Here is a 20734-nt window from a genome sequence, read left to right as displayed (position 1 = left end):
CAATCTCCCCCCTTGTGGGGGAGATGTCCGGCAGGACAGAGGGGGGTAAACTCTCCACCATCAGCCGATCACTCCGCCGCCATCATCAAACTTTCGAAGGCGATGAACAGCGCGCCATCCTCGTTCCTCACGGCAATGGTCCTGACCTCGCCCTCGTCCGCCCCGAGCGCCTTGCCTGTCTCCAGCGAAATCACCCAATTATGCAGCGGGCAGGTCACCGCCTTCGCATGGACGATCCCCTGCGACAGCGGCCCGCCCTTGTGTGGGCAATGGTCTTCGATCGCGAAGACCTCGTTCTCCGCCGTGCGGAAAACGGCGATCTTGCCCTGCGGGGTCTTCACGCAGCGGGCGCCGCGTAGCGGGATGTCGGAGATGTCGCCGATCGAGATCCAGTTCATGTCCATCTCCTCACTCCGCTGCCTGGGGAAAGCCGATCGTCGCCATCGGCTTGAATTCATGCTTGTCCTTGCCGGAGACGCGCTCCGACCAGGGATCGACCTGGGCGAATGTCTGCGAGAAGACGAAGCGCTCGTAATAGGCCTTGCGCTTGTCGGCATCGCCGACGATCTGACGGCGGATTTCCTCAAGCCCGACACGCTTCGCCCATTTGTAGATGCGCTCGAGATAGCGGGCCTGCTCGCGGTACATCTGCGTCAGTGCCACGATATGCTCCAGCGCCTCGTCCCCGGTCTTCACCAGGCCGAGAACCTCGGTGCCCTTGATGTCGAGACCGGCGGCACCGGCGAAGTGAATCTCGAAGCCACTATCCACGCAAATGACGCCGATATCCTTGCAGGTCGCTTCCGCGCAGTTGCGCGGGCAGCCGGAGACGGCGAGCTTCAGCTTGGCCGGCGTCCAGGAGCCCCACATGAACTTCTCGATGCGGATACCGAGACCGGTGGAATCCTGCGTGCCGAAGCGGCACCAGTCGGAACCGACACAGGTCTTCACCGTCCGCAGCCCCTTGGCATAGGCCTGTCCGGAGACGAAACCGGCCTTGCCGAGATCGGCCCAGACCGCCGGCAGGTCCTCCTTCTCGATCCCCAGCAGGTCGATGCGCTGGCCGCCGGTGACCTTCACCATCGGGATCTCGAACTTGTCGACGACGTCGGCGATGGCGCGCAATTCGCTTGCGTTCGTGACGCCGCCCCACATGCGGGGGACGACGGAATAGGTGCCGTCCTTCTGGATGTTGGCGTGGACGCGCTCGTTGATGTAGCGCGACTGGTAGTCGTCTGCGTATTCATCCGGCCAATCGCAGACGAGATAGTAGTTGAGCGCCGGGCGACACTTGGCGCAGCCGCAGGAGGTCTTCCATTCGAGTTCCTGCATGACGGCGGGGATTGTCTTCAGACCCTTGGCCTTGATCAGGCGGCGAACATCGTCATGGCCGAGTTCGGTGCAGGTGCACATCGGGGTAACCGCGGCCGGGTTGTAGCTGTCGCCGAGCGTCAGCGACATCAGCTGTTCGACCAGGCCGGTGCAGGAGCCGCAGGAGGCCGACGCCTTGGTGTGGGCGCGGACGTCGTCAAGCGACGTCAGTCCCTTGGCCGTGATGGTCGAGGTGATCTTGCCCTTGCATACGCCGTTGCAGCCGCAGATTTCCGCATCATCCGGCAAGGCTGCAACGGCCGCCATAGGGTCCAGCGGCGACCCTCCCTGGTAAGCCTGACCGAAGATCAGCGTATCGCGCATCTCGGTGATGTCGGTCTGCTTCTTCTTTAGATCGTTGAACCACGCACCATCAGCCGTCTCGCCGTAGAGAACGGTGCCGATGATACGGTTGTCCTTCAGCACCAGGCGCTTGTAGACGCCGGCGGTGGCGTCGCGCAGCACGATCTCCTCGCGATCGTCGCCATCGGCGAAGTCGCCGAGCGAGTAGAGATCGATGCCCGTCACCTTGAGCTTGGTCGGCGTGTCGGAGTGCACGAAGGCGGGAGACGTGTCACCCGCAAGATGCGAGGCGGCGATGCGGGCCATTTCGTAGAGCGGCGCGACCAGGCCATAGACCATGCCGCCGACCTCGGCGCATTCGCCGAGCGAGAGAATATCGCCATCCGAGGTGCGCATACCGTCGTCGACAACGATGCCGCGATTGACCGCAAGGCCGGCCTCTTTCGCCAGCCCGACATTCGGGCGGATGCCGACGGCCATGACGACGAGGCTTGCCGGAATGACGCTGTTGTCATCGAGCTCGATGCCCTCGACCTTGCCGTTGCCGACGATCGCCTTGGTGTTGGCCTTGGTGATGACCTTGATGCCGCGCTCCTCGACGGCCTTCTGCAGCAGATAGCCGGCGGCGGGGTCGAGCTGGCGCTCCATCAGCGTTGGCATGACATGCAGCACGGTGACATCCATGCCGCGCTGCGCGAGGCCGGCCGCAGCCTCCAATCCGAGCAGGCCGCCGCCGATGACGATCGCTTTCTCGCGCGATTGCGCCGCCAGAAGCATCGCCTGCACGTCGTCGAGATCGCGATAGGTGATGACCCCTGGCAGGTCCTTGCCGGGGACGGGGATGATGAAGGGCACGGAGCCGGTGGCGATCACCAGCTTGTCGTAGCTCTCGGTGACGCCGTGGTCCGAGGTGACCGTCTTGGCATCGCGGTCGATGGCGACGATCTTGTGGCCCTTGTAGAGCGTGATGCCATGGTCGATGTACCAGCCGTCGCCATGGATGACGATCTGCTCGTAGCTCTTCTCGCCGGATAGAACCGGCGACAGCATGATGCGGTCGTAATTGACGCGTGGCTCGGCGTTGAAGATCGTGACCTGATACTGGCCGGGCGCCTTCTCGAACAAGTGCTCGAGCATGCGCCCGGGCGCCATGCCGTTGCCGATGATCACGAGTTTTTCGATGCGGGTGTCTGACATGGGTTTACTCCGCGGCTTCGACGAAGCGGTGGCGTTCGTAGAGGAACTTCAGCACGGCTTCGCGGCATTTGAGGTAGGTTCGGTCGGAGGCGAGCTCGATGCGGTTGCGCGGGCGGGCGATCGGCACGTCGAGGACTTCGCCGATCTTGGCGGCCGGGCCGTTGGTCATCATCACGATGCGGTCGGAGAGCAGCACGGCCTCGTCGACGTCATGGGTGATCATCACCATCGTGTTGCCGAGGCGCGCATGGATTTCCATGACCGCATCCTGCAAATGGGCGCGCGTTAGCGCGTCTAGCGCGCCGAACGGCTCGTCGAGCAACAGGATTTTCGGCTCCATGGAGAGCGCCCGGGCGATGCCGACGCGCTGCTTCATGCCGCCGGATATTTCGGAGGGGCGCTTGTCCTTGGCGTGCGCCATCTGCACGAGATCGAGGTTCGCCATCACCCAGTCGTGACGCTCCGCCTTGCTCTTCGAATTGCCGAATACCTTGGAGACGGCGAGGTTGACGTTTTCGTAGACGGTGAGCCAGGGCAGCAGGCTGTGGTTCTGGAAGACGACGGCGCGCTCGGGGCCGGGGGCGTTGACCTCGCGGTTTTCCAGCAGCACGGCGCCCGATGAGACCGGCGTCAGGCCGGCGATGAGGTTGAGCAGGGTGGACTTGCCGCAACCGGAGTGGCCGATGATCGAGACGAACTCGCCCTTGGAGATCGTCAGGTTGATGGCCTTCAGCACCTCGGCGCGCACGCCGGCCCGGTCGAAATGCTTGTCGATATGGTCGAGCTTGAGATAGGCGGTCATGGTCGTTCCCTTCAATTGGCCGAAGCGCCGCGGGTGATCAGCTTGCCGACCGCCGCCACCAGCTTGTCGAGCGCGAAGCCGACGACGCCGATGTAGGCAAGCGCGACGATGATGTCGGGCAGGCGGGACGAGTTCCACGCATCCCAGATGAAGAAGCCGATGCCGACACCACCGGTGAGCATTTCGGCCGCGACGATCGCCAGCCAGGAGAGACCGACGCCGATGCGAAGGCCGGTGAAGATGTAGGGGGCGGCCGAAGGCAGCATGATCTTGAAGAAGAACTCGATCTGGTTCAGCCGCAGCACCTGGGCGACGTTGCGATAGTCCTGCGGGATGTTGCGCACGCCGACGGCGGTGTTGATGATGACCGGCCATATCGAGGTGATGAAGATCACGAAGATCGCCGAGGGGTTGGCGTTCTGGAAGGCGGCGAGCGAGAGCGGCAGCCAGGCAAGTGGCGGCACGGTGCGCAGGACCTGGAAGATCGGATCAAGGCCGCGCATCGCCCATACCGATTGGCCGATGATGGCGCCGACAATCACGCCGGCGATCGCGGCGAGCCCGAAGCCGTAAGCCACGCGCTGCAGCGAGATCAGCACCCGCCAGCCAAGCCCGATATCCTGCGAGCCGTAGTTGAAGAAGGGATAGGCGATCAGGTCGAAGCTCTCCTGCCAGACCTGATAGGGCGAGGGCAGCGAGGCGGTCGGCGACGAACAGAGCACCTGCCAGACGCCGAGCAGGATGGCGAGCACGACGAGTGGCGGTACGACGTTGCGGGCAAGCGTGGCCGAAATCTTCCTGATGTCGAACCTTGCCGCCGGACGCCTGGCGAGCGGCAGGATGGTTGCGGTTTTCGATGCGGTTGCCGACGTCGCGATCGTCTGTTTCTTGGCCAAAGCGGGCATTCTGCGCTCCTCTTGCGGGATGGAAGAGCCGGCGTGGTCTACGCCGGCGGCACGGATCAGGACGCAACCTTGATCGTCAGGCTGTCGAGATAGGCGGAGGGGTTTTCGGGATCGAAGACCTTGCCGTCGAAGAAGGTTTCCTTGCCGCGCGAGGAGGATGCCGGGATGTCGGCGGCGGCAACGCCAAGGTCCTTGGCGGCGGCGCGCCAGATGTCCTCCCGGTTGACCTCGTCGACCAGCTTCTTGATGTCGGTATCCGGCGCGAATTTGCCCCAGCGGATGTTCTCGGCGAGGAACCAGGTATCGTGGCTCTTGAACGGATAGGAGACACCGCCGGCCCAGAACTTCATGTAGAGGTCGGTGCCCTTGGTGAGGCGTCCGTTGCCGTAGTTGATGTCGCCCTTGAGGCGGCCGAGCACGTCCTTCGGCGGAACGTTGAACCACTGGCGCTTGCCGAGCAGCGCCGACATTTCTTCCTTGTTGTCCATGCTGTCGCACCATTGCTGAGCTTCCATCACGGCCATCAGCAGCGCCTTGGCGGCGTTCGGGTTCTTCTCGACCCAATCCGAACGCATGCCGAGCGCCTTTTCCGGATGGCCCTTCCAGAGTTCGCCGGTCGTTGCCGCCGTGAAGCCGATGCCCTGGTTGACCAGCTGCTCGTTCCAGGGTTCGCCGACACAGAAGACGTCCATGTTGCCGACCTTCATGTTCGCGACCATCTGAGGCGGCGGAACGACGATCGTGGAGACATCCTTGTCGGGATCGATGCCGCCGGCGGCGAGCCAGTAACGGATCCAGAGATCATGCGTGCCGCCCGGGAAGGTCATCGCGGCCTTGATCTCCTTGCCCTCGGCCTTCTTCTTCTCGAAGGCGGCCTTCAGCCTGGAGGCGTCCAGCTGCACGCCGGTATCGGCATATTCCTTGGCGACCGAGATGCCCTGGCTGTCGTAGTTGAGCCGGGCGAGAATGGTCATCGGCACCGGCTGGTTGTTTTGCGTCACCTTGCCGGTGTGCATGAGGTAGGGCAGCGGCGAGAGTATGTGGGCGCCGTCGATGCCGTTGGCCGCACCACCGAGCACGAGATTGTCGCGCGTCGCACCCCAGGAGGCCTGCTTGGCGACCTCGACATCGGGCATGCCGTGCTTGGCGAACAGGCCTTTCTCCTGCGCGACAACGAGCGGCGCGGCGTCGGTGAGCGCGATGAAGCCGAGCTTGGCGCCCGTCACCTCGGGGCCGGCGCCGGCGGCGAAGGCACCCGACGGGAACGCGCTCCGGACCGCTGTGATCAGGGCTGCGGTTGCCGTCGTCTTCAACAGGCCGCGACGTGTGATGCCGGTCGTGATTATCTTGCTCATTACGCAGGTTCCCTCTGCTGGTGCTGGCCGGAAATTCGGGAATAAAAAACGCCGCTCGGCGGATGCGTCATCGGGAGGGAGGGTCCCGGACTGCAAAGGCCTTGCGACGTCGATGTCTTTTGCGAGCGCTTATCGCGCGCTCATCTCGCCCCGATCGCCGTTGACCGGTGCGGTTTTAACTAAGCAAACGGTGTGCCAGTTCTAAAATGCGATTTTATGTGATTGAAACTAAAACGTAAAATCGGCAGATGCTTATCTGCTTAATTTTTCACCCCGGTTTTCCCGTGGCGATGTTTTGTGCGAATGCCATCGTGACGGCATTTCCAAGTGCAAGCTATTTGTGCATGGCAGCAATCGATCAGTGGTCGTCAGAGCCCTTCGGTGGCGATTGAACGCTACGGACAGCGAAGCCCGAAACATAGTCCGCGAACCGCGACGGATCAAAGACATGACCGTCCATGAAACGGTCTCCGTCCGTGTCTCCCTCGATGCGGATGTCGGCATCCGCAGGGGCGCTATCCGGGCCGAGTGCTGCCCGGTAGAGATCGGGGCGATAGGCGGAGGCCGCTGCCCTGGCGTTGTTCAGCGACATTTCGGCCTGCCCCCAGCGCACCATCTGGCTGTAGATCCAGAGCGCCTGGCTGGGGCGCGGATAGTTGGCGGAGCGGCCGTGGAAAAGAAAGTAGTCGTCGATCACGCGGCGGTTGCCCTTGGCATCAAGGCTGAATTCGCCCGCCAGCACATGCCGGATGATCTCGACGGGCGCGGCGATGTAGCGCGGATCGGCGAGCGCCTGCGACAGCGCGTCATGGTTTTCGACTCGGTCGCACCAGCGGGCGGCTCTATCGAGCGCAACGATCAGCCTGGAAACGGTATCGCGATTGGCATCCGCCCAATCAGGGCGCATGCCGATGACCTTTTCCGGTGCCGAGGGCCAGATATCCTGCTTCGCGGCGACGATGCGACCCACACCGCGCTCGGAGGCGATCATGTTCCATGGCGCGCCGACGCAGAAGCCATCGATGGCGCCGGCGGCGAGCGCGTCCGAGGTCAAGGGTGGCGGGACCACGACAAGTCTCACGTCATTGTCGGGGTCGATGCCGCCCGCTGCGAGCCAATAGCGGAACTCGTAATTGTGCGAGGAGAAGGGATAGGTCATGCCCAGCGTCGGCGTCGGCTCGCCTCGCGCCTTCATCTCTCCCAGGACCATCGCCAGCGCACGCGCGCTCTCGAGCGCGCTCGGCATCTCGGCAAGCCTCGCCGCCTGCTGCATCCGCTCGAACAGCGCCGTCGACAAGGTGATCGCATTGCCGCCGCGCCCAAGCGAGAATGGCGTGATCGTCGGCGACGGGTTGGAACCGAGCGCGAGCGCCGAGGCAACCGGCATGGGTGACAGCATATGGGCGATGTCGAATTGGCGAAACGCCAGGCGGTCGCGAACATTGGCCCAGGAGACGTCCTTGACGAGGTCGAGCGTCAGCCCCTCCTTGGCCGCGAAGCCGAATTCCGCCGCCGCGATCAGGACCGAGGCATCGACAAGCGGGATGAAGCCGGCGCGCAGCGTTCTCGAGCCTTCGGCAGCGGTGCTTGTCGGTGCGGCAAGGCTACCGCTGGCATTGTCGGTCATGATCTTGTCCATCCCGGTTTCCTCCGGACATCAAGCATATGATAGGCGCCGGCACTCACATCAACAGCCCGGCGGCCGTGATGACGCTCTGGGCGATGTCGGCGATCTTCTTCTTCTCGTTCATGGCGGTCTGGCGCAGAAGCGCGAAGGCCTCGTCTTCCGACAGTCCGCGCATCTTCATCAGAATACCCTTGGCGCGGTCGATGATCTTGCGCTCCTCCAGCGCCGACTTGGCATCGGCCAGTTCGCGCTGCAGGCGGTTGAAGGCGTTGAAACGGCTGACGGCCATCTCCAGGATCGGTTTCACCCGCTCCTTCTTCAGGCCATCGACAATATAGGCCGATACGCCGGCATCGACGGCGGCAATGATGGAATCCTCGTCGGATTTGTCGACGAACATCGCGATCGGCCGCGCCACGGCGCGGGAGATCTGGAAGATGCTCTCGAGCATGTCGCGATTGGGGTTCTCGATATCGATGACGATGACATCGGGGTTGACCTCCTCGATGCGCCGCGCCAGGCCATTCATGTCGTTGACGACGGTCACCCGTTGATACCCGGCCTCGCGCAGCCCCAGTTCGATGATGGAGGCTCGAATGCTGTTCTCGTCGATAACCAGCACATTCAGGCTGGGCTTGGCAGGTTGAGATGGTGCCACCGGCAGTCAGCATTCCGTTCAGGAGGGCGTCGAATTTCCTCCGCTGAAATGCGCGAGATTGGCCGAAAAATCAAGCAAATATTGAGTTGCACAAAATATGTGCGATTGCACGGAGATTTTCAGCGTGGTCGCCCTGGATATCCTTTCCAGACTTAGTCACTCAATCATGCGCTACATTAGCAATCGAATTGCCTATTGAAATCTTATGGTTAAGAAACAATCGTTCGAATTTTAATGGTTCTGTAAGCTAATGGTATGACAAGTGTCGGCGGTAGTTCTGGGAGGAGTTACTCGCCATGAGGGTGGGGTTCCACTGCCAATGACCCATCACGCTTCGGTAGATGTCCGCACGTCGGTAATGCGCGGCCGGCCGACCACCCGTCAGGTCTCCAATGAGCTTTCTTCAAAACGCTAAAATTCGCACGAAAATCATCGCTGTCATTGCCCTCATGGCCGTCACGTCCATTGCCGGGCTTGCTTATGTCAGTACACAGTTCAAAAGCGCGGACAGCCGCTACGCCAGCTTCCTGTCGAAGGAAAGCATGGGCGCCACGCTCAACGCCAGAGCAACGGGCGGCCTTCTGCAGCTCGGCTTCCAGCTCGGCTTGATGATGATCAACGATCCCTCGTCTCCCGAGTTCGCGGCATCGATCAAGATCTACAACGACAACTTCGCCCTGATGAAGGAGCGCATCGCGACCGTCGGGCAGCTTGTGGAGTCGAGAGCCGAGCCGGCGAAAGCCATGCTGACCGCGGTCAATGGCTTCGATGCACTTGCCCAGCAGATGATCTCACTCGTCAAAGAGGGCAGGCGAGACGAGGCCGTCGTCGTGATGCGCCGCGCCGGCACCGAACTGACGGCGATCCTGCCGATGTTCGCAGGCGGCAACGATCAGCTGATCAAGATGATGTCGGAAGGCACAGCCGAGCTACAGGAAACGACCAACAAGACGATCATCACCGGATTGTCGGCGCTCGGTCTTGCCCTCGTCGCCATTACCCTGCTTGGACTTTTCGTGGTTTCGCGCGGCATCACCGCACCGATCGACCGTCTGCGTCAGCGCATGGGCGCACTGGCGGCCGGAGATACCGAAAGCGAGACGCCTGGCCTGGAGCGCAAGGACGAAGTCGGGCAGATGGCCGCGGCCGTCGCCATCTTCCGCGACAACGCGCTGGAGCGTGCGCGTCTGGAGCGCGAAGCCGACGAGGGCCGTTCGCTGTCCGAACGCGAACGCCACGCGCGCGAACTCGCGAAGGAAGAGGACGCCGCGAATACCCGGGAAGCCGTCGAGGCACTTGCGCTCGGTCTCGGCCGCCTGGCCGACGGCGACGTCTCGTATCGCATTTCCAAGCCGTTCGTCGAGCACCTGGATGCCCTGCGCAACAGCTACAACATGTCGCTCGACAAGCTGCAGGCCGCGCTCGTCGCGGTTGGCAGGAATGCCGGCGTCATCAATTCCGGCGCCGCCGAAATTCGCTCCGCCGCCGACGATCTGGCACGCCGGACCGAGCAGCAGGCTGCGTCGCTCGAAGAGACCGCGGCAGCTCTGGAGCAGATCACCACGACCGTTCGCGATTCGACCAAGCGGGCCGAGGAAGCAAGCGTGCTCGTCGAACGCACACGGTCCGGCGCCGAGAAATCGGGCAGCGTCGTGCGCAACGCCGTCTCGGCCATGAACGAGATTGCCAAATCGTCCGGTGAGATCAGCAACATCATCGGCGTCATCGATGACATCGCCTTCCAGACCAACCTCTTGGCATTGAACGCCGGCGTCGAGGCCGCCCGCGCGGGCGAGGCCGGCAAGGGTTTCGCGGTTGTCGCCCAGGAGGTGCGCGAACTGGCGCAGCGTTCGGCGCAGGCCGCCAAGGAGATCAAGCTGTTGATCACCACGTCCGAAAACCAGGTCAACACCGGCGTTGCTCTCGTTGGCGAAACCGGTGCTGCACTGGTCCAGATCGAGGCCGAGGTGACCGAGATCACCGCGCATGTCAACGCCATCGTCAAGGCGGCCCGCGAGCAGTCGACCGGCATTCAGGAGATCAACACGGCGGTCAACAGCATGGACCAGGGCACGCAGCAGAACGCGGCCATGGTCGAGGAGACCAATGCGGCCAGCCACAGCCTGGCGAAGGAAGCCAGTGCGCTCGACGCGCTTCTCGGCCAGTTCACGCTCGAGCAGGGCCGCAACCAGGCGCCGATCGCCGTCGCCAACGAAGCATCGCGTCCGGTGCCTTCGAAGGCGCGGGCGCTGACGCAGCGCTTGGCGTCCAGCTTCAGGGGTGGCAATGCCGCAGTGGCGACCGCGCCCGCCTGGGAAGACTTTTGATCCCCTCGACATGGCCCCGGCGAACGGGGCCATGTCCAAGGCTCTCCGGTCGGTCGGCGGATATGGCCGATCAGCGCTAAAAAGGCTCCCGCGCCCATGCGCGCGGGAGCCTTTTTTTCTAGCGTGGCTTCGCGGTCTAAAGCCCGTGCGTGCCGTCGTAGCCGTTGATCGCGGGCGCGCTCCAGCCTGCCGGAGCACGTGCCGGCTTGTAGATTTCGACCACCAGCGGATAGCAGGAGACGGTGTCGGAGGAGTGCTCGGTGGAGCAATCGCCGCCGGGGCAGGCGGACATGCAGCCGAGGAGGTCGATCTCGGCGAAGAATTCGAGATAGTCGCCGGGGCGAACCGGACTTGCCTTCATGAAATACTGACCGGTGTCGCGCGTGAAGCCGGTGCACATGAAGACATTGAGCACATCGTGAATATAGGTGCCTGCCTCCCGCAAGGACTTGCCGGTCCGGGCGGCGAAGGCGCGCGTCAGATTGGAATGGCAGCAGTGGTGGTACTGGCCGCCATTGCTGAGCAGATTGTGGGTATAGGGATCGCAGCGCGTGCCGATCACGTCGTGCACCGAGCCGCCGAATTCGTCGAAGCCATACCAGTCGAGCGTGTCGTGGGTGATCGTCGCGATCGGGCGCAGATACGGCATGTTGGAGAAGAGCTGGTCGCCGAGGCCGACATGCGTGCCATTGAGCGCCCGGGTCTTGCCGGTGAACAGCCGTTCCTCGATATTGTTGGCATTGAAGAGGTTCAGATCACCCACCTGCGATCCTTCACTTGAAAGGATGCGGCAGAAATGACCCGTCGGCACGGTCCAGCATGCAGCGTCACGCGGCGGCACAACCACGCGCTCGACGAACTCCAGATCGTCGCGCAGCGCGCGGTATGCCGCAAGATCCGGGCGGGGCAGTGTCTCGACGGGATAGCAGATGACCGGCTTGATCGCCTTGCGGCTCGCCGCGTCTTCCGGTGCGCTGGTAATCGGCTGAGGCTTCATCCGTGATTTTCTCCTGGTATGACGGGTGGTCTGCCGCGTCAGTCTGCCGGCGCGGCCAATGTGTTGCTGGTGCACGGCAGGCTCCGTGCGCGGGCGGCTCTCGGCACCACGCGTTCCGCCGTTTGGTTCTTGAAAATCGGCACTTCGGAACAGGGGTCGTCAAAGACGATACAGGCGAAACCGAAAGCCGAGCGCTTGCTCATGACAACATGTCGACGAAGGACTTGAGCTCGACGCCGCCCGCTTCCAGCGTCTGCCGCAGCGTGCTCGCGATCGCCACCGCGGCCGGTGTGTCGCCGTGGATGCAGATCGATTGTGCATCGAGGGCGACCTCGGTTCCGTCGATCGCCACCACGCGCTGCTCGTTGACCATGCGCAGCACGCGCTCGGCGACGGCTTGCGGGTCATGGATGACGGAGCCGGCTAGCCGACGGCTGACGAGGCTGCCGTCGACGTTATAGGCGCGGTCGGCGAAGGCCTCGCAAACGACGGTCAGCCCGGCTTCGCGCGCCTGCGCGACGATCGGCGCGCCGGCCAGAGCCATCAGCACGAGGTTCGGGTCGATGGCCTTGATGCCTTCGATGACATCGGCGGCCTGGCAGGCGTCATGGGCGATGGTGTTATAGAGCGCGCCATGCGGCTTCACGTAGCGAACCCTGGTTCCCGCGGCCTTCGCGAGGCCCTGCAGCGCGCCGATCTGGTAGATCGTGTCGCCCACGAGTTCCGCGCTCGATGGGTCCATGTTGCGACGACCGAAGCCGACGAGATCGCGGTAGCCGATATGGGCGCCGACGGCCACGCCGCGCCGGGCCGCTTCCCTGAGCACCGTCAGAATTCCCGAGGGATCGCCGGCATGGAAGCCGCAGGCGATGTTGGCGCTGGTCACCGTCGCCAGCATGGCGGCGTCATCCCCCATCGGCCATGGGCCGAAGCCTTCGCCGAGATCGCTGTTCAGGTCGATTGCCGCCATGTTCCATCTCCGTTGAAAGTTCGAGCGCCCCGGATTATTGTTCAATAACGCAATGGCTATTGTTCAACAATATGAATTCGTGCGATTTGGTTCGAGAATGCGATGCGCGGCTGCGACGGATAACAGATCTTTGCTCGTACCGTTCTCCCAAATCCGGATGCATGAGAGGATAAGATCTTGATGATTGACGCGCCGCAAGGCCTTACCGAGGATCAGCCGCTGACCGCACATGTCGCCGGCAAGATCAGGGGAATGCTGATCTCTGGCGAATTGCAGCCGGGCGCGAAGCTTTCCGAACAGCAGATGGCGACGCATTTTGGCATATCGCGCAATACGTTGCGCGAGGTCTTTCGGCTGCTGACGAGCCAGAACCTGCTGACCTACATCCCCAACCGGGGGGTCTTCGTCGCGACCCCGGGCGAAGCGAGCGTCGTGGATATCTACCGCGTCCGGCGCGTCATTCAAAAGGGCGCCGTGCAGGCCGCGACCCCCAGGCATCCGGCGCTGGCTCGTATGAAGGACCAGCTGGCGCGGACGGGCGCGGCGCGGGCGAATGCCGACTGGCGGCAGGTCGGAACCATCAACATGGAGTTTCACCGCTCGATGGTCGACCTCTGCGACAGTCCCCGCTTGAGCGCCGGCTTCGAACTCGTCCTGGCGGAGTTGCGTCTGGTCTTCGCGCGGTTCGAGGATACGGCGCACCTTCACGAACCCTACATCGCGCTAAATGCCGCGCTCTTTGCCTCCTTTGAGCGTGGCGACATCGAAGCCGCCTCGAACCAACTCGACGACTATCTCCTGCGGTCCGAACGCTCCGTTCTGGCGGCCCTGCAGCGCGCCAGGTCCTAGCGCGAGCCGGCGATGCCGCGGCCGCCTTGCCGCGCGATCGACGGCAGATTTTACTAATCGCATTGCGCGCGTTAGCATGACCGCAGTCTGGGAGGACTGGCGACATGCTGGAGTTGGATTTCGGGCTTTCCGAAATGGCGGAGGCAATCCGTGAGACGACGCATCGGTTTGCGACCAATCGCATTGCGCCGCTTGCGGCGAGGATAGACGCGGAAGACTGGTTCCCGGTCGAGATCTGGCCAGAGATGGGCGCGCTCGGTCTTCATGGCGTGACCGTGCATGAGGATGACGGCGGCCTTGGGCTCGGCTACCTCGAACATGTCGTCGCCTGCGAGGAGATCAGCAGAGCATCGGCATCGGTCGGCCTGTCCTACGGCGCTCACTCCAATCTGTGCATCAACCAGATTTCGCGCTGGGGATCGGCCGAGCAGAAACAGCGATACCTTCCGGCGCTGATATCCGGTGAACACGTGGGCAGTCTTGCGATGTCGGAGGCGGGAGCGGGCTCGGACGTCGTATCGATGCGCCTCTGCGCCGAAAGAGTCGCCGGCGGTTATCGGCTGAACGGGACCAAATTCTGGATCACGAACGCGCCTTACGCGGAGACCTTGGTCGTCTATGCCAAGACCGTGCCAGATGGCGGCTCGAAGGGCATCACCGCCTTTCTGGTCGAAAAAGGCTTCAAAGGTTTTTCCATCGGGCAGAAGATCGACAAGGTCGGCATGCGTGGATCGCCGACGGCGGAATTGGTCTTCGATGACTGCTTCGTGCCCGACGAAAACGTCATGGGCCCGCTGAACGGGGGCGTCAAGGTGCTGATGTCCGGCCTCGACTATGAGCGCGTCGTGCTGTCCGGGATTCAGCTCGGCATCATGCAGGCCTGCCTGGATGTCGTCCTTCCCTATGTGAGAGAGCGCAAGCAGTTCGGAACGCCGATCGGCAGCTTCCAGCTGATTCAGGCAAAGGTGGCGGACATGGTCGTGGCGCTGAATTCGGCTCGCGCCTACGTTTACGCAGTGGCGAGGGCCTGCGATGCCGGCAAGACGACGCGGCATGATGCGGCAGGTGCCATTCTCTATGCGTCGGAAAGCGCGGTCAGAGTGGCCGAGCAGGCGGTCCAGGCGCTGGGCGGCGCCGGATATACCAAGGACTGGCCGGTGGAGCGCTATTGGCGGGATTCGAAGCTGCTCGACATCGGCGCCGGCACCAACGAAGTGCGCCGCATGCTAATCGGACGTGAAGTCATCGGCGACGAAGGGAGAGGCTGATGCCGGAGCTGCAGACGATGCTCGATCTCGGCTCGCAGGCGTTGGCCGCCAACAAGGCGCACAATCTGGCTCTGGTCGAGGCGCTCCGCTCCAAGGTGGCGCAGGCGGCCCGTGGCGGCTCCGAAAAACATCGCGAGCGGCATGTCGAACGCGGCAAGCTGCTTCCGCGTGACCGCGTTCAGCGCCTGCTTGATCCCGGCTCGCCGTTTCTCGAGATCGGACAGTTGGCCGCCAACGGCATGTACGACGACGAGGCGCCCGGGGCGGGCATGATCGCCGGCATCGGCCGCGTCTCGGGCGTCGAGTGCATGATCGTGGCGCACGATCCGACGGTAAAGGGCGGCGCCTATTTCCCGATGACTGTAAAAAAGCATCTGCGGGCGCAGGAAATTGCCTGGGAGAACCGGCTTGCCTGTATCTATCTCGTGGATTCGGGCGGCGCCAATCTGCCGCATCAGGCGGAGGTCTTTCCGGATCGCGAACATTTCGGCCGCATCTTCTACAATCAGGCGCAAATGTCGGCGGCGGGCATCGCCCAGATCACCTGCGTCATGGGCAGCTGCACCGCGGGCGGGGCCTATGTGCCTGCAATGTCCGACGAAACCGTCATCGTGCGCAACCAGGGAACAATCTTCCTCGCCGGGCCGCCGCTCGTCAAAGCAGCGACCGGTGAGATCATATCGGCCGAGGAGCTCGGCGGCGCCGATACGCATGGCCGGAAATCCGGCGTCGTCGACCATGTCGCCGAGAGTGACGAGCATGCGCTTCTGATCGTTCGCGACATCGTCGCCACGCTTAACCGCCCGAAACGGATCGATATCGACGTGGCTGAGCCGCGGCCACCGAAGTTCGATCCGGAAGAGCTCTACAGCATCGTGCCGCGAGACGTCCGCACGCCTTACGACGTCCGCGAGGTCATCGCCCGTATTGTCGACGGCTCGGAGTTACAGGAGTTCAAGGCGCTCTATGGCACCACGCTGGTCTGCGGCTTCGCGCGAATCTGGGGTATCCCTGTCGCCATTCTCGCCAATAATGGCGTGCTTTTCTCCGAAAGCGCGCTGAAGGGCGCCCACTTCATCGAGCTTGCCTGCCAGCGGCGCATACCGCTGCTTTTCCTGCAGAATATCTCCGGCTTCATGGTCGGCGGGAAATATGAAGCCGAGGGGATCGCCAAGAACGGCGCAAAACTCGTGACGGCGGTGGCGACGGCATCGGTACCGAAGATAACGGTGCTGATCGGCGGCAGCTTCGGTGCGGGCAATTACGGCATGTGCGGCCGCGCCTATCAGCCGCGCTTCCTGTTCAGCTGGCCGAATACCCGCATCTCCGTCATGGGCGGTGAGCAGGCCGCTTCCGTTCTGGCGACCGTGCATCGCGATGCCGAGAGCTGGAGCGCCGAGCAGGCGGAAGCATTCAAGGCGCCCATCCGACAGAAATACGAGGACGAGGGCAATCCTTACTACGCCACCGCGAGACTATGGGACGACGGCATCATCGACCCGGCTCAGACGCGCGATGTGCTCGGGCTGGCCTTCGCGACCACGCTCAATGCACCGATACCGGAGCGCGCCCGGTTCGGCCTGTTTCGCATGTAGCCTCAACGGCGAGGAGAAGAGAGGAGAGACTGTGATAGACAGCCTGCTGATCGCAAATCGCGGCGAGATCGCGAGGAGGATCATAAGAACGGCGAAAAGGCTCGGGATCCGCACGATCGCCGTCCACTCCGATATCGATGGCGACATGCCCTTCGTTCGCGAGGCGGACGAGGCGGTCCCTATCGGTCCGGCAGCGGCCAGGGAGAGCTATCTCAATGCCGACAGGATTATAGAGGCCGCGATCCGGACCGGTGCCAGGGCGATCCATCCGGGCTACGGCTTTCTTTCGGAAAATGCCGGGTTCGCCGAGAGGGTCGCGGCCGCCGGCCTGATCTGGGTCGGCGCGCCGGCCGCCGCCATCCGGGCCATGGGCCTCAAGGATGCGGCGAAGAAGCGGATGATCGCTGCGGGTGTCCCCGTCACGCCAGGCTATCTCGGCGAGGACCAGGCGGATGAACGGCTGCGGCGGGAAGCGGATGCGATCGGCTATCCTGTCCTCATCAAGGCCGTGGCCGGCGGCGGCGGCAAGGGCATGCGGCGGGTCGATGGCGCTGTGGAATTTCCAGCAGCACTCGCCAGTTGCCGGCGCGAAGCCGCGGCCTCCTTCGGCGATGACCGGGTGCTTCTCGAGAAATATATCCTCTCGCCCCGCCACATCGAGGTTCAGGTCTTCGGCGACACGCACGGAAACGTGGTCCACCTGTTCGAGCGCGACTGTTCGCTGCAACGCCGCCACCAGAAGGTGATCGAAGAGGCGCCGGCGCCGGGCATGGACGCATCGACCCGAGAGGCTGTCTGCCAGGCGGCGGTTCAGGCCGCGCGCGCGGTCGATTATATCGGCGCCGGAACGATCGAATTCATCGCGGATGCGTCCGACGGACTTCGCGCCGATCGCATCTGGTTCATGGAGATGAACACACGGCTGCAGGTCGAACATCCCGTTACCGAGGCCATCTCCGGCCAGGATCTGGTCGAGTGGCAAATCCTGGTGGCATCCGGCGAGCCCCTGCCTCTGCGGCAGGAGCAGTTATCGATCAAGGGATGGGCGATGGAGGCGAGGCTTTACGCCGAAAACCCCTCCACCGGCTTCCTGCCTTCGACCGGGCGGCTGCACCGTCTGCGGTTTCCCGACGGGGTCAGGGTCGATAGCGGCGTCGAAGAGGGCAATGAGATCAGCGCCTATTACGACCCGATGATCGCCAAGCTGATCAGCCACGGCGCGACACGGCAGGAGGCGGCGCGGCGACTGGCTCTCGCGGCGGCAAGCGTCGAGGTCTGGCCGGTGCGAACCAACGCGGCGTTCCTGGCGCGCACGATCGACCACCCCGAATTTCAGGCGGGCGCGGTCGACACCGGCTTCATCGAACGGCACTCGACGCATCTCATTCCCTCGATCGAGCCCGGCTCACGCGTGCTGCAGGCGGCCGCGCGAGCGATCCTGCCGAAACCGGGCAGCGATATATGGGCGACGGCAACGGGCTTCCGAATGAACGCGCCGCCTTCCCGGGAGATCGGTGTCGAGGTAGGCGGCGGCCCCTATCGGGTAGAACTTCGGGATGGCGGCGAACCGGTCGCGACCGATGCCGGCGTGCTTTTTCTGGATGGCGAAGCTTGGGCCTATGGGACGGTTCGCGCCGGCCATGCCGGCGGAAATTCGGGCCATTTCGACGGCGCGATCGTCGCGCCGATGCCGGGCAGGGTGATCGCGCTCATGGTCGCCAGCGGAGATCGGGTGACCAGAGGACAGCCTCTTGTCGTCATCGAGGCGATGAAGATGGAGCAGACGCTGAGCGCGCCGTTCGATGGCGTCGTCTCGGAGATGAAGGTGCTTGCCGACGCGCAGGTCGTCGAAGGCAGTGTTCTCATGCAGCTGGAAGGAGAGCCATGATGGCAGGCCGTCATTTCGAGGACTGGACCATCGGCGACCGGATCTCGCACGAGATCCGCCGCACGGTCACCGAGACGGACAATCTCCTCTTCTCCGCCATGACCCACAATCCGCAACCGCTGCACATCGATGCGGAAGCGGCACGAGCCAGCGAATTTGGCCAGATCATCGTCAACGGCACCTTTACCTTCGCGCTGATGGTCGGCCTTTCGGTCGGCGATACGACCATGGGGACGCTGGTCGCGAATTTGGGCTACGACAGGCTTGTCATGCCGAAGCCGGTCTTCATCGGCGATACGATGCGTGCCGAAACGGAAGTCAGCGATCTCAAAGAGAGCCGTTCGAGGCCCACGGCGGGCATTGTCACCTTCCAGCACGAGCTGATCAACCAGCGGGGCGAGGTGGTCTGCCGCTGCCTGCGCACGGCGCTGGTGCGGAGGAGGCCGGCATGAGGTTGCGCTCGCTGCTTTTCGTGCCGGGCGACCGACCGGACCGGATGGAAAAGGCGCTCGGATCGTCCGCGGACGCGTTGATCCTCGACCTTGAGGATTCCGTCACCCTGCAGGCAAAGCCGGCGGCGAGAATGGCGGTCGCCTCGTTCCTGCGATCAGCGGAAAGAAAGGCGCGGCTGTTCGTCCGCATCAATGCGCTGGACAGCGGCTTGGTGGAGGAGGATCTTCGCGCCGTCCTCGACGCTGGCCCGAACGGTCTCGTCTTGCCGAAAGCGGAGGGCAGCATAAGCGTGGCAGCGCTGGCGGCAATGGCGCCGGATATGCCGATATTGCCCATCGCGACCGAGACGCCGGCGGCCATTTTTCAGCTGGGCAGCTACGCCGCCGTTCGTCAATCCTTGCTGGGGCTGACCTGGGGGGCCGAGGATCTACCGGCGGCGATCGGCGCGACAAGCGCCCGCAATGAAGACGGCAGCTATACCCAGCCTTATGAACTGGCGCGCTCGCTGACGCTGTTCGCCGGCCATGCCGCCGGTGTCGCGGTGATCGAAACGGTCTATCCTGAATTCCGCGACCTTGAGGGGTTGCGCAGCTACGCCAGGCGCGGGCGCCGCGACGGGTTTACCGGCATGATGGCCATTCACCCCTCGCAGGTCCCGATCATCAACGATGCCTTCACGCCGACGGAAGCGGAGATCGCGAACGCCCGGGCCACGATCGCCGCGTTCGAAGCGGAGCCGGGGAGGGGCGCTTTTCAACTCGACGGCCGGATGATCGACGCCCCGCATCTGAGGCAAGCGCGGCGGATCGTCGACGCGCTGCGAGCGGGCGAACCGCAACAGGATGAACAGCCACCGCGCGAACCGAAGTGAGATCCGCGCCTATCTTCCGGCTTCGCCTTGATTTTAAAGCATGTTGCCGTTGCTCCCTGGCAGCGAGAAGGCTCATGTCGCGGGATCAGGTTTCCGGCCGCCGCTTGCCGGCCTGACGCAGGCGCCCGGGCTTGCGACCGGCGCGCCGGCAACGGCGAGCCATCAGATCGCATTCGCCAGCTTGTTTTCGATATAGAGCTGGCGAAGCTTCAGCGTCCGAGGCCCGGGCTTGCCGTCGCCGACCGGCTGCCCATCGATCTGAGTGACCGGCAGAACGAAGCTGGTGGCCGAGGTGATGAAGGCCTCGGCGGCATCCCTGGCCTCTTCGGGCGTGAACGCGCGTTCCTCGACGGCAAGGCCGGCTTTACGGGCGATGTCGAGGACGCTGAGACGCGTGATGCCATGCAGGATCGCGCTCGACAGGCCACGGGTGATCAGTGTCCCGTCCTGGCTGATGATGTGCGCGGTCGCTGAACTCGCCTCCGTGACGAAGCCGTCCTCGACGAGCCAGGCGTCATCGGCGCCGACGGACGCCGCCTGCATCTTCGCCATCGAGGGATAGAGCAGCTGAACCGTCTTGATGTCGCGCCGGGCCCAGCGCTGATCGGCAACCAGCGCAACGGAAATACCGGTCTTCACCTTCGGATTGTCGAGCACGGCCTTGGCCTGGGTGAACAGGACCAGCGTCGGGGCGGCGTTTGTCGGGAAGGCGAAGTCGCGATCGGCCGCGCCACGGGAAATCTGCAGATAGATCAGCCCCTCCTGAAGGTCGTTCCTGCGGACGATCTCGCGGTGAACGGCGAGCAATTCGTCCTGCGTCAGCGGGCAGGCGATGCCGAGTTCGGCCATGGAGCGCTGAAGGCGGGCCGCGTGACCGGCATATTCGAGCAGCTTGCCGCCGACAACGCCGGTGACTTCGTAGATCGCGTCGGCAAACAGGAAGCCTCGGTCGAAGATGGAGACTTTTGCGTCGGCTTCGGCGAGCCAGCTGCCGTTCAGATATACGGTACGGGTCAAGATCATTCCTCGTTCAGATTTCGGCGTGGAAAAAGGGGGCTATATCGATTCCACCGCCGATGAGTTTGTCACGCAACGCGCGCGCCGTCACGGCGGCACCCGGCATATCGCCATTGCCGGTCGGCGCGGGATGGCTTGACATAAAATTGGTATCTGAAATGACAAGAGCATTGTCGATTGAGAATCTCGCTTGTCGAGACATGTTTGATGGTGATGGTGGAAATATCTCTCGCGTTGCGTTGGCGCTCGGCATCCAGGCCTCCCGAGCGGCATTCCACCGC

General features: G+C 63.4%; 18 protein-coding genes. 7 read left to right on the top strand and 11 right to left on the bottom strand.

What is annotated here, in order from left to right; translation table 11 throughout:
• Positions 1 to 68 precede the first annotated feature (68 nt).
• From nirD to GGQ67_RS14660, 7 genes are all read right to left on the bottom strand, one after another.
• A complete protein-coding gene (gene nirD, locus GGQ67_RS14690) occupies positions 69 to 404 on the bottom strand; it encodes a nitrite reductase small subunit NirD (RefSeq protein WP_183900891.1) in 336 nt (111 codons plus the stop codon).
• 4 nt (positions 405 to 408) lie between these two features.
• Positions 409 to 2871 carry a nitrite reductase large subunit NirB gene (nirB, locus tag GGQ67_RS14685; RefSeq protein WP_183900890.1) on the bottom strand — a complete coding sequence of 821 codons (2463 nt, stop codon included), beginning with the start codon at positions 2869 to 2871 and terminating at the stop codon, positions 409 to 411.
• 4 nt (positions 2872 to 2875) lie between these two features.
• Positions 2876 to 3673 (bottom strand): ABC transporter ATP-binding protein, encoded by a 798-nt coding sequence (locus GGQ67_RS14680; RefSeq protein ID WP_183900889.1) that lies wholly within the window; start codon positions 3671 to 3673, stop codon positions 2876 to 2878.
• An 11-nt stretch (positions 3674 to 3684) separates the two neighbouring features.
• A complete protein-coding gene (gene ntrB, locus GGQ67_RS14675) occupies positions 3685 to 4578 on the bottom strand; it encodes a nitrate ABC transporter permease (protein ID WP_183900888.1) in 894 nt (297 codons plus the stop codon).
• 56 nt (positions 4579 to 4634) lie between these two features.
• Positions 4635 to 5933: a CmpA/NrtA family ABC transporter substrate-binding protein gene (locus GGQ67_RS14670; protein ID WP_183900887.1), complete on the bottom strand. Its 1299-nt coding sequence runs from the start codon at positions 5931 to 5933 to the stop codon at positions 4635 to 4637.
• 358 nt (positions 5934 to 6291) lie between these two features.
• Complete coding sequence (locus GGQ67_RS14665) at positions 6292 to 7572, bottom strand: CmpA/NrtA family ABC transporter substrate-binding protein (protein ID WP_183900886.1); 1281 nt, start codon at positions 7570 to 7572, stop codon at positions 6292 to 6294.
• A gap of 43 nt (positions 7573 to 7615) precedes the next feature.
• Positions 7616 to 8218 carry an ANTAR domain-containing response regulator gene (locus GGQ67_RS14660; protein ID WP_343056513.1) on the bottom strand — a complete coding sequence of 201 codons (603 nt, stop codon included), beginning with the start codon at positions 8216 to 8218 and terminating at the stop codon, positions 7616 to 7618.
• Between the two features lie 392 nt (positions 8219 to 8610).
• Between GGQ67_RS14660 and GGQ67_RS14655 the strand changes: the two genes are divergently transcribed.
• Positions 8611 to 10545: a methyl-accepting chemotaxis protein gene (locus GGQ67_RS14655; protein WP_183900885.1), complete on the top strand. Its 1935-nt coding sequence runs from the start codon at positions 8611 to 8613 to the stop codon at positions 10543 to 10545.
• A 136-nt stretch (positions 10546 to 10681) separates the two neighbouring features.
• Here GGQ67_RS14655 and GGQ67_RS14650 read toward each other — a convergent pair whose 3' ends face one another.
• Together GGQ67_RS14650 and GGQ67_RS14645 are read right to left on the bottom strand one after the other, a co-directional pair.
• The gene (locus tag GGQ67_RS14650) at positions 10682 to 11542 is read right to left on the bottom strand and encodes an urea carboxylase-associated family protein (protein ID WP_183900884.1); all 861 of its coding nucleotides are present in this window, start codon (positions 11540 to 11542) and stop codon (positions 10682 to 10684) included.
• 199 nt (positions 11543 to 11741) lie between these two features.
• Entirely contained in the window at positions 11742 to 12512 is a 771-nt protein-coding gene (locus GGQ67_RS14645) for a LamB/YcsF family protein (protein WP_183900883.1), read from the bottom strand.
• 180 nt (positions 12513 to 12692) lie between these two features.
• Here GGQ67_RS14645 and GGQ67_RS14640 point away from each other — a divergent pair, with 180 nt between their 5' ends.
• The 6 genes from GGQ67_RS14640 (at position 12693) to GGQ67_RS14615 (ending at position 19436) form a co-directional block, all read left to right on the top strand.
• Positions 12693 to 13361 (top strand): GntR family transcriptional regulator, encoded by a 669-nt coding sequence (locus GGQ67_RS14640; protein ID WP_183900984.1) that lies wholly within the window; start codon positions 12693 to 12695, stop codon positions 13359 to 13361.
• A gap of 104 nt (positions 13362 to 13465) precedes the next feature.
• Positions 13466 to 14629, top strand: a complete 1164-nt coding sequence (locus GGQ67_RS14635; RefSeq protein WP_183900882.1) for an isovaleryl-CoA dehydrogenase — start codon at positions 13466 to 13468, stop codon at positions 14627 to 14629.
• Positions 14629 to 16224, top strand: coding sequence for a carboxyl transferase domain-containing protein (locus GGQ67_RS14630; RefSeq protein ID WP_183900881.1), 1596 nt, complete (start codon positions 14629 to 14631; stop codon positions 16222 to 16224). The genes GGQ67_RS14635 and GGQ67_RS14630 overlap by 1 nt, the downstream gene beginning before the upstream one ends.
• A 31-nt stretch (positions 16225 to 16255) precedes the next feature.
• On the top strand, positions 16256 to 18112 hold the full coding sequence (locus GGQ67_RS14625; protein ID WP_183900880.1) for an ATP-binding protein: 1857 nt from the start codon (positions 16256 to 16258) through the stop codon (positions 18110 to 18112).
• Positions 18112 to 18564, top strand: coding sequence for a MaoC family dehydratase (locus GGQ67_RS14620; protein WP_183900879.1), 453 nt, complete (start codon positions 18112 to 18114; stop codon positions 18562 to 18564). Before GGQ67_RS14625 ends, GGQ67_RS14620 begins: the two co-directional genes overlap by 1 nt.
• Positions 18561 to 19436 carry an HpcH/HpaI aldolase/citrate lyase family protein gene (locus tag GGQ67_RS14615; RefSeq protein ID WP_183900878.1) on the top strand — a complete coding sequence of 292 codons (876 nt, stop codon included), beginning with the start codon at positions 18561 to 18563 and terminating at the stop codon, positions 19434 to 19436. Before GGQ67_RS14620 ends, GGQ67_RS14615 begins: the two co-directional genes overlap by 4 nt.
• Before the next feature lie 162 nt (positions 19437 to 19598).
• On the opposite strand, the gene GGQ67_RS14610 is transcribed toward GGQ67_RS14615, so the two are convergent.
• Positions 19599 to 20459, bottom strand: coding sequence for a D-amino-acid transaminase (locus tag GGQ67_RS14610; RefSeq protein WP_210279647.1), 861 nt, complete (start codon positions 20457 to 20459; stop codon positions 19599 to 19601).
• Positions 20460 to 20466: 7 nt separating this feature from the next.
• A complete protein-coding gene (locus GGQ67_RS14605) occupies positions 20467 to 20706 on the bottom strand; it encodes a hypothetical protein (RefSeq protein WP_183900876.1) in 240 nt (79 codons plus the stop codon).
• Positions 20707 to 20734 lie beyond the last annotated feature (28 nt).

Origin of the sequence: Rhizobium metallidurans (assembly GCF_014196505.1) — a bacterium.
Classification (GTDB): domain Bacteria; phylum Pseudomonadota; class Alphaproteobacteria; order Rhizobiales; family Rhizobiaceae; genus Rhizobium; species Rhizobium metallidurans.
The sequence above is the reverse complement of the archived record's forward strand: the minus strand, read 5'-3'. Positions and strand labels throughout refer to the sequence as shown.

Coding starts and splice junctions, on each gene's coding strand:
- nirB (WP_183900890.1), bottom strand. CDS start 2,871: ATGTCAGACACCCGCATCGAAAAACTCGTGATCATCGGCAACGGCATG.
- GGQ67_RS14680 (WP_183900889.1), bottom strand. CDS start 3,673: ATGACCGCCTATCTCAAGCTCGACCATATCGACAAGCATTTCGACCGG.
- GGQ67_RS14605 (WP_183900876.1), bottom strand. CDS start 20,706: ATGCCGAGCGCCAACGCAACGCGAGAGATATTTCCACCATCACCATCA.
- GGQ67_RS14630 (WP_183900881.1), top strand. CDS start 14,629: ATGCCGGAGCTGCAGACGATGCTCGATCTCGGCTCGCAGGCGTTGGCC.
- GGQ67_RS14640 (WP_183900984.1), top strand. CDS start 12,693: ATGATTGACGCGCCGCAAGGCCTTACCGAGGATCAGCCGCTGACCGCA.
- GGQ67_RS14650 (WP_183900884.1), bottom strand. CDS start 11,542: ATGAAGCCTCAGCCGATTACCAGCGCACCGGAAGACGCGGCGAGCCGC.
- GGQ67_RS14665 (WP_183900886.1), bottom strand. CDS start 7,572: ATGGACAAGATCATGACCGACAATGCCAGCGGTAGCCTTGCCGCACCG.
- GGQ67_RS14635 (WP_183900882.1), top strand. CDS start 13,466: ATGCTGGAGTTGGATTTCGGGCTTTCCGAAATGGCGGAGGCAATCCGT.
- nirD (WP_183900891.1), bottom strand. CDS start 404: ATGGACATGAACTGGATCTCGATCGGCGACATCTCCGACATCCCGCTA.
- GGQ67_RS14670 (WP_183900887.1), bottom strand. CDS start 5,933: ATGAGCAAGATAATCACGACCGGCATCACACGTCGCGGCCTGTTGAAG.
- GGQ67_RS14655 (WP_183900885.1), top strand. CDS start 8,611: ATGAGCTTTCTTCAAAACGCTAAAATTCGCACGAAAATCATCGCTGTC.
- GGQ67_RS14620 (WP_183900879.1), top strand. CDS start 18,112: ATGGCAGGCCGTCATTTCGAGGACTGGACCATCGGCGACCGGATCTCG.
- ntrB (WP_183900888.1), bottom strand. CDS start 4,578: ATGCCCGCTTTGGCCAAGAAACAGACGATCGCGACGTCGGCAACCGCA.
- GGQ67_RS14610 (WP_210279647.1), bottom strand. CDS start 20,459: ATGATCTTGACCCGTACCGTATATCTGAACGGCAGCTGGCTCGCCGAA.
- GGQ67_RS14645 (WP_183900883.1), bottom strand. CDS start 12,512: ATGGCGGCAATCGACCTGAACAGCGATCTCGGCGAAGGCTTCGGCCCA.
- GGQ67_RS14615 (WP_183900878.1), top strand. CDS start 18,561: ATGAGGTTGCGCTCGCTGCTTTTCGTGCCGGGCGACCGACCGGACCGG.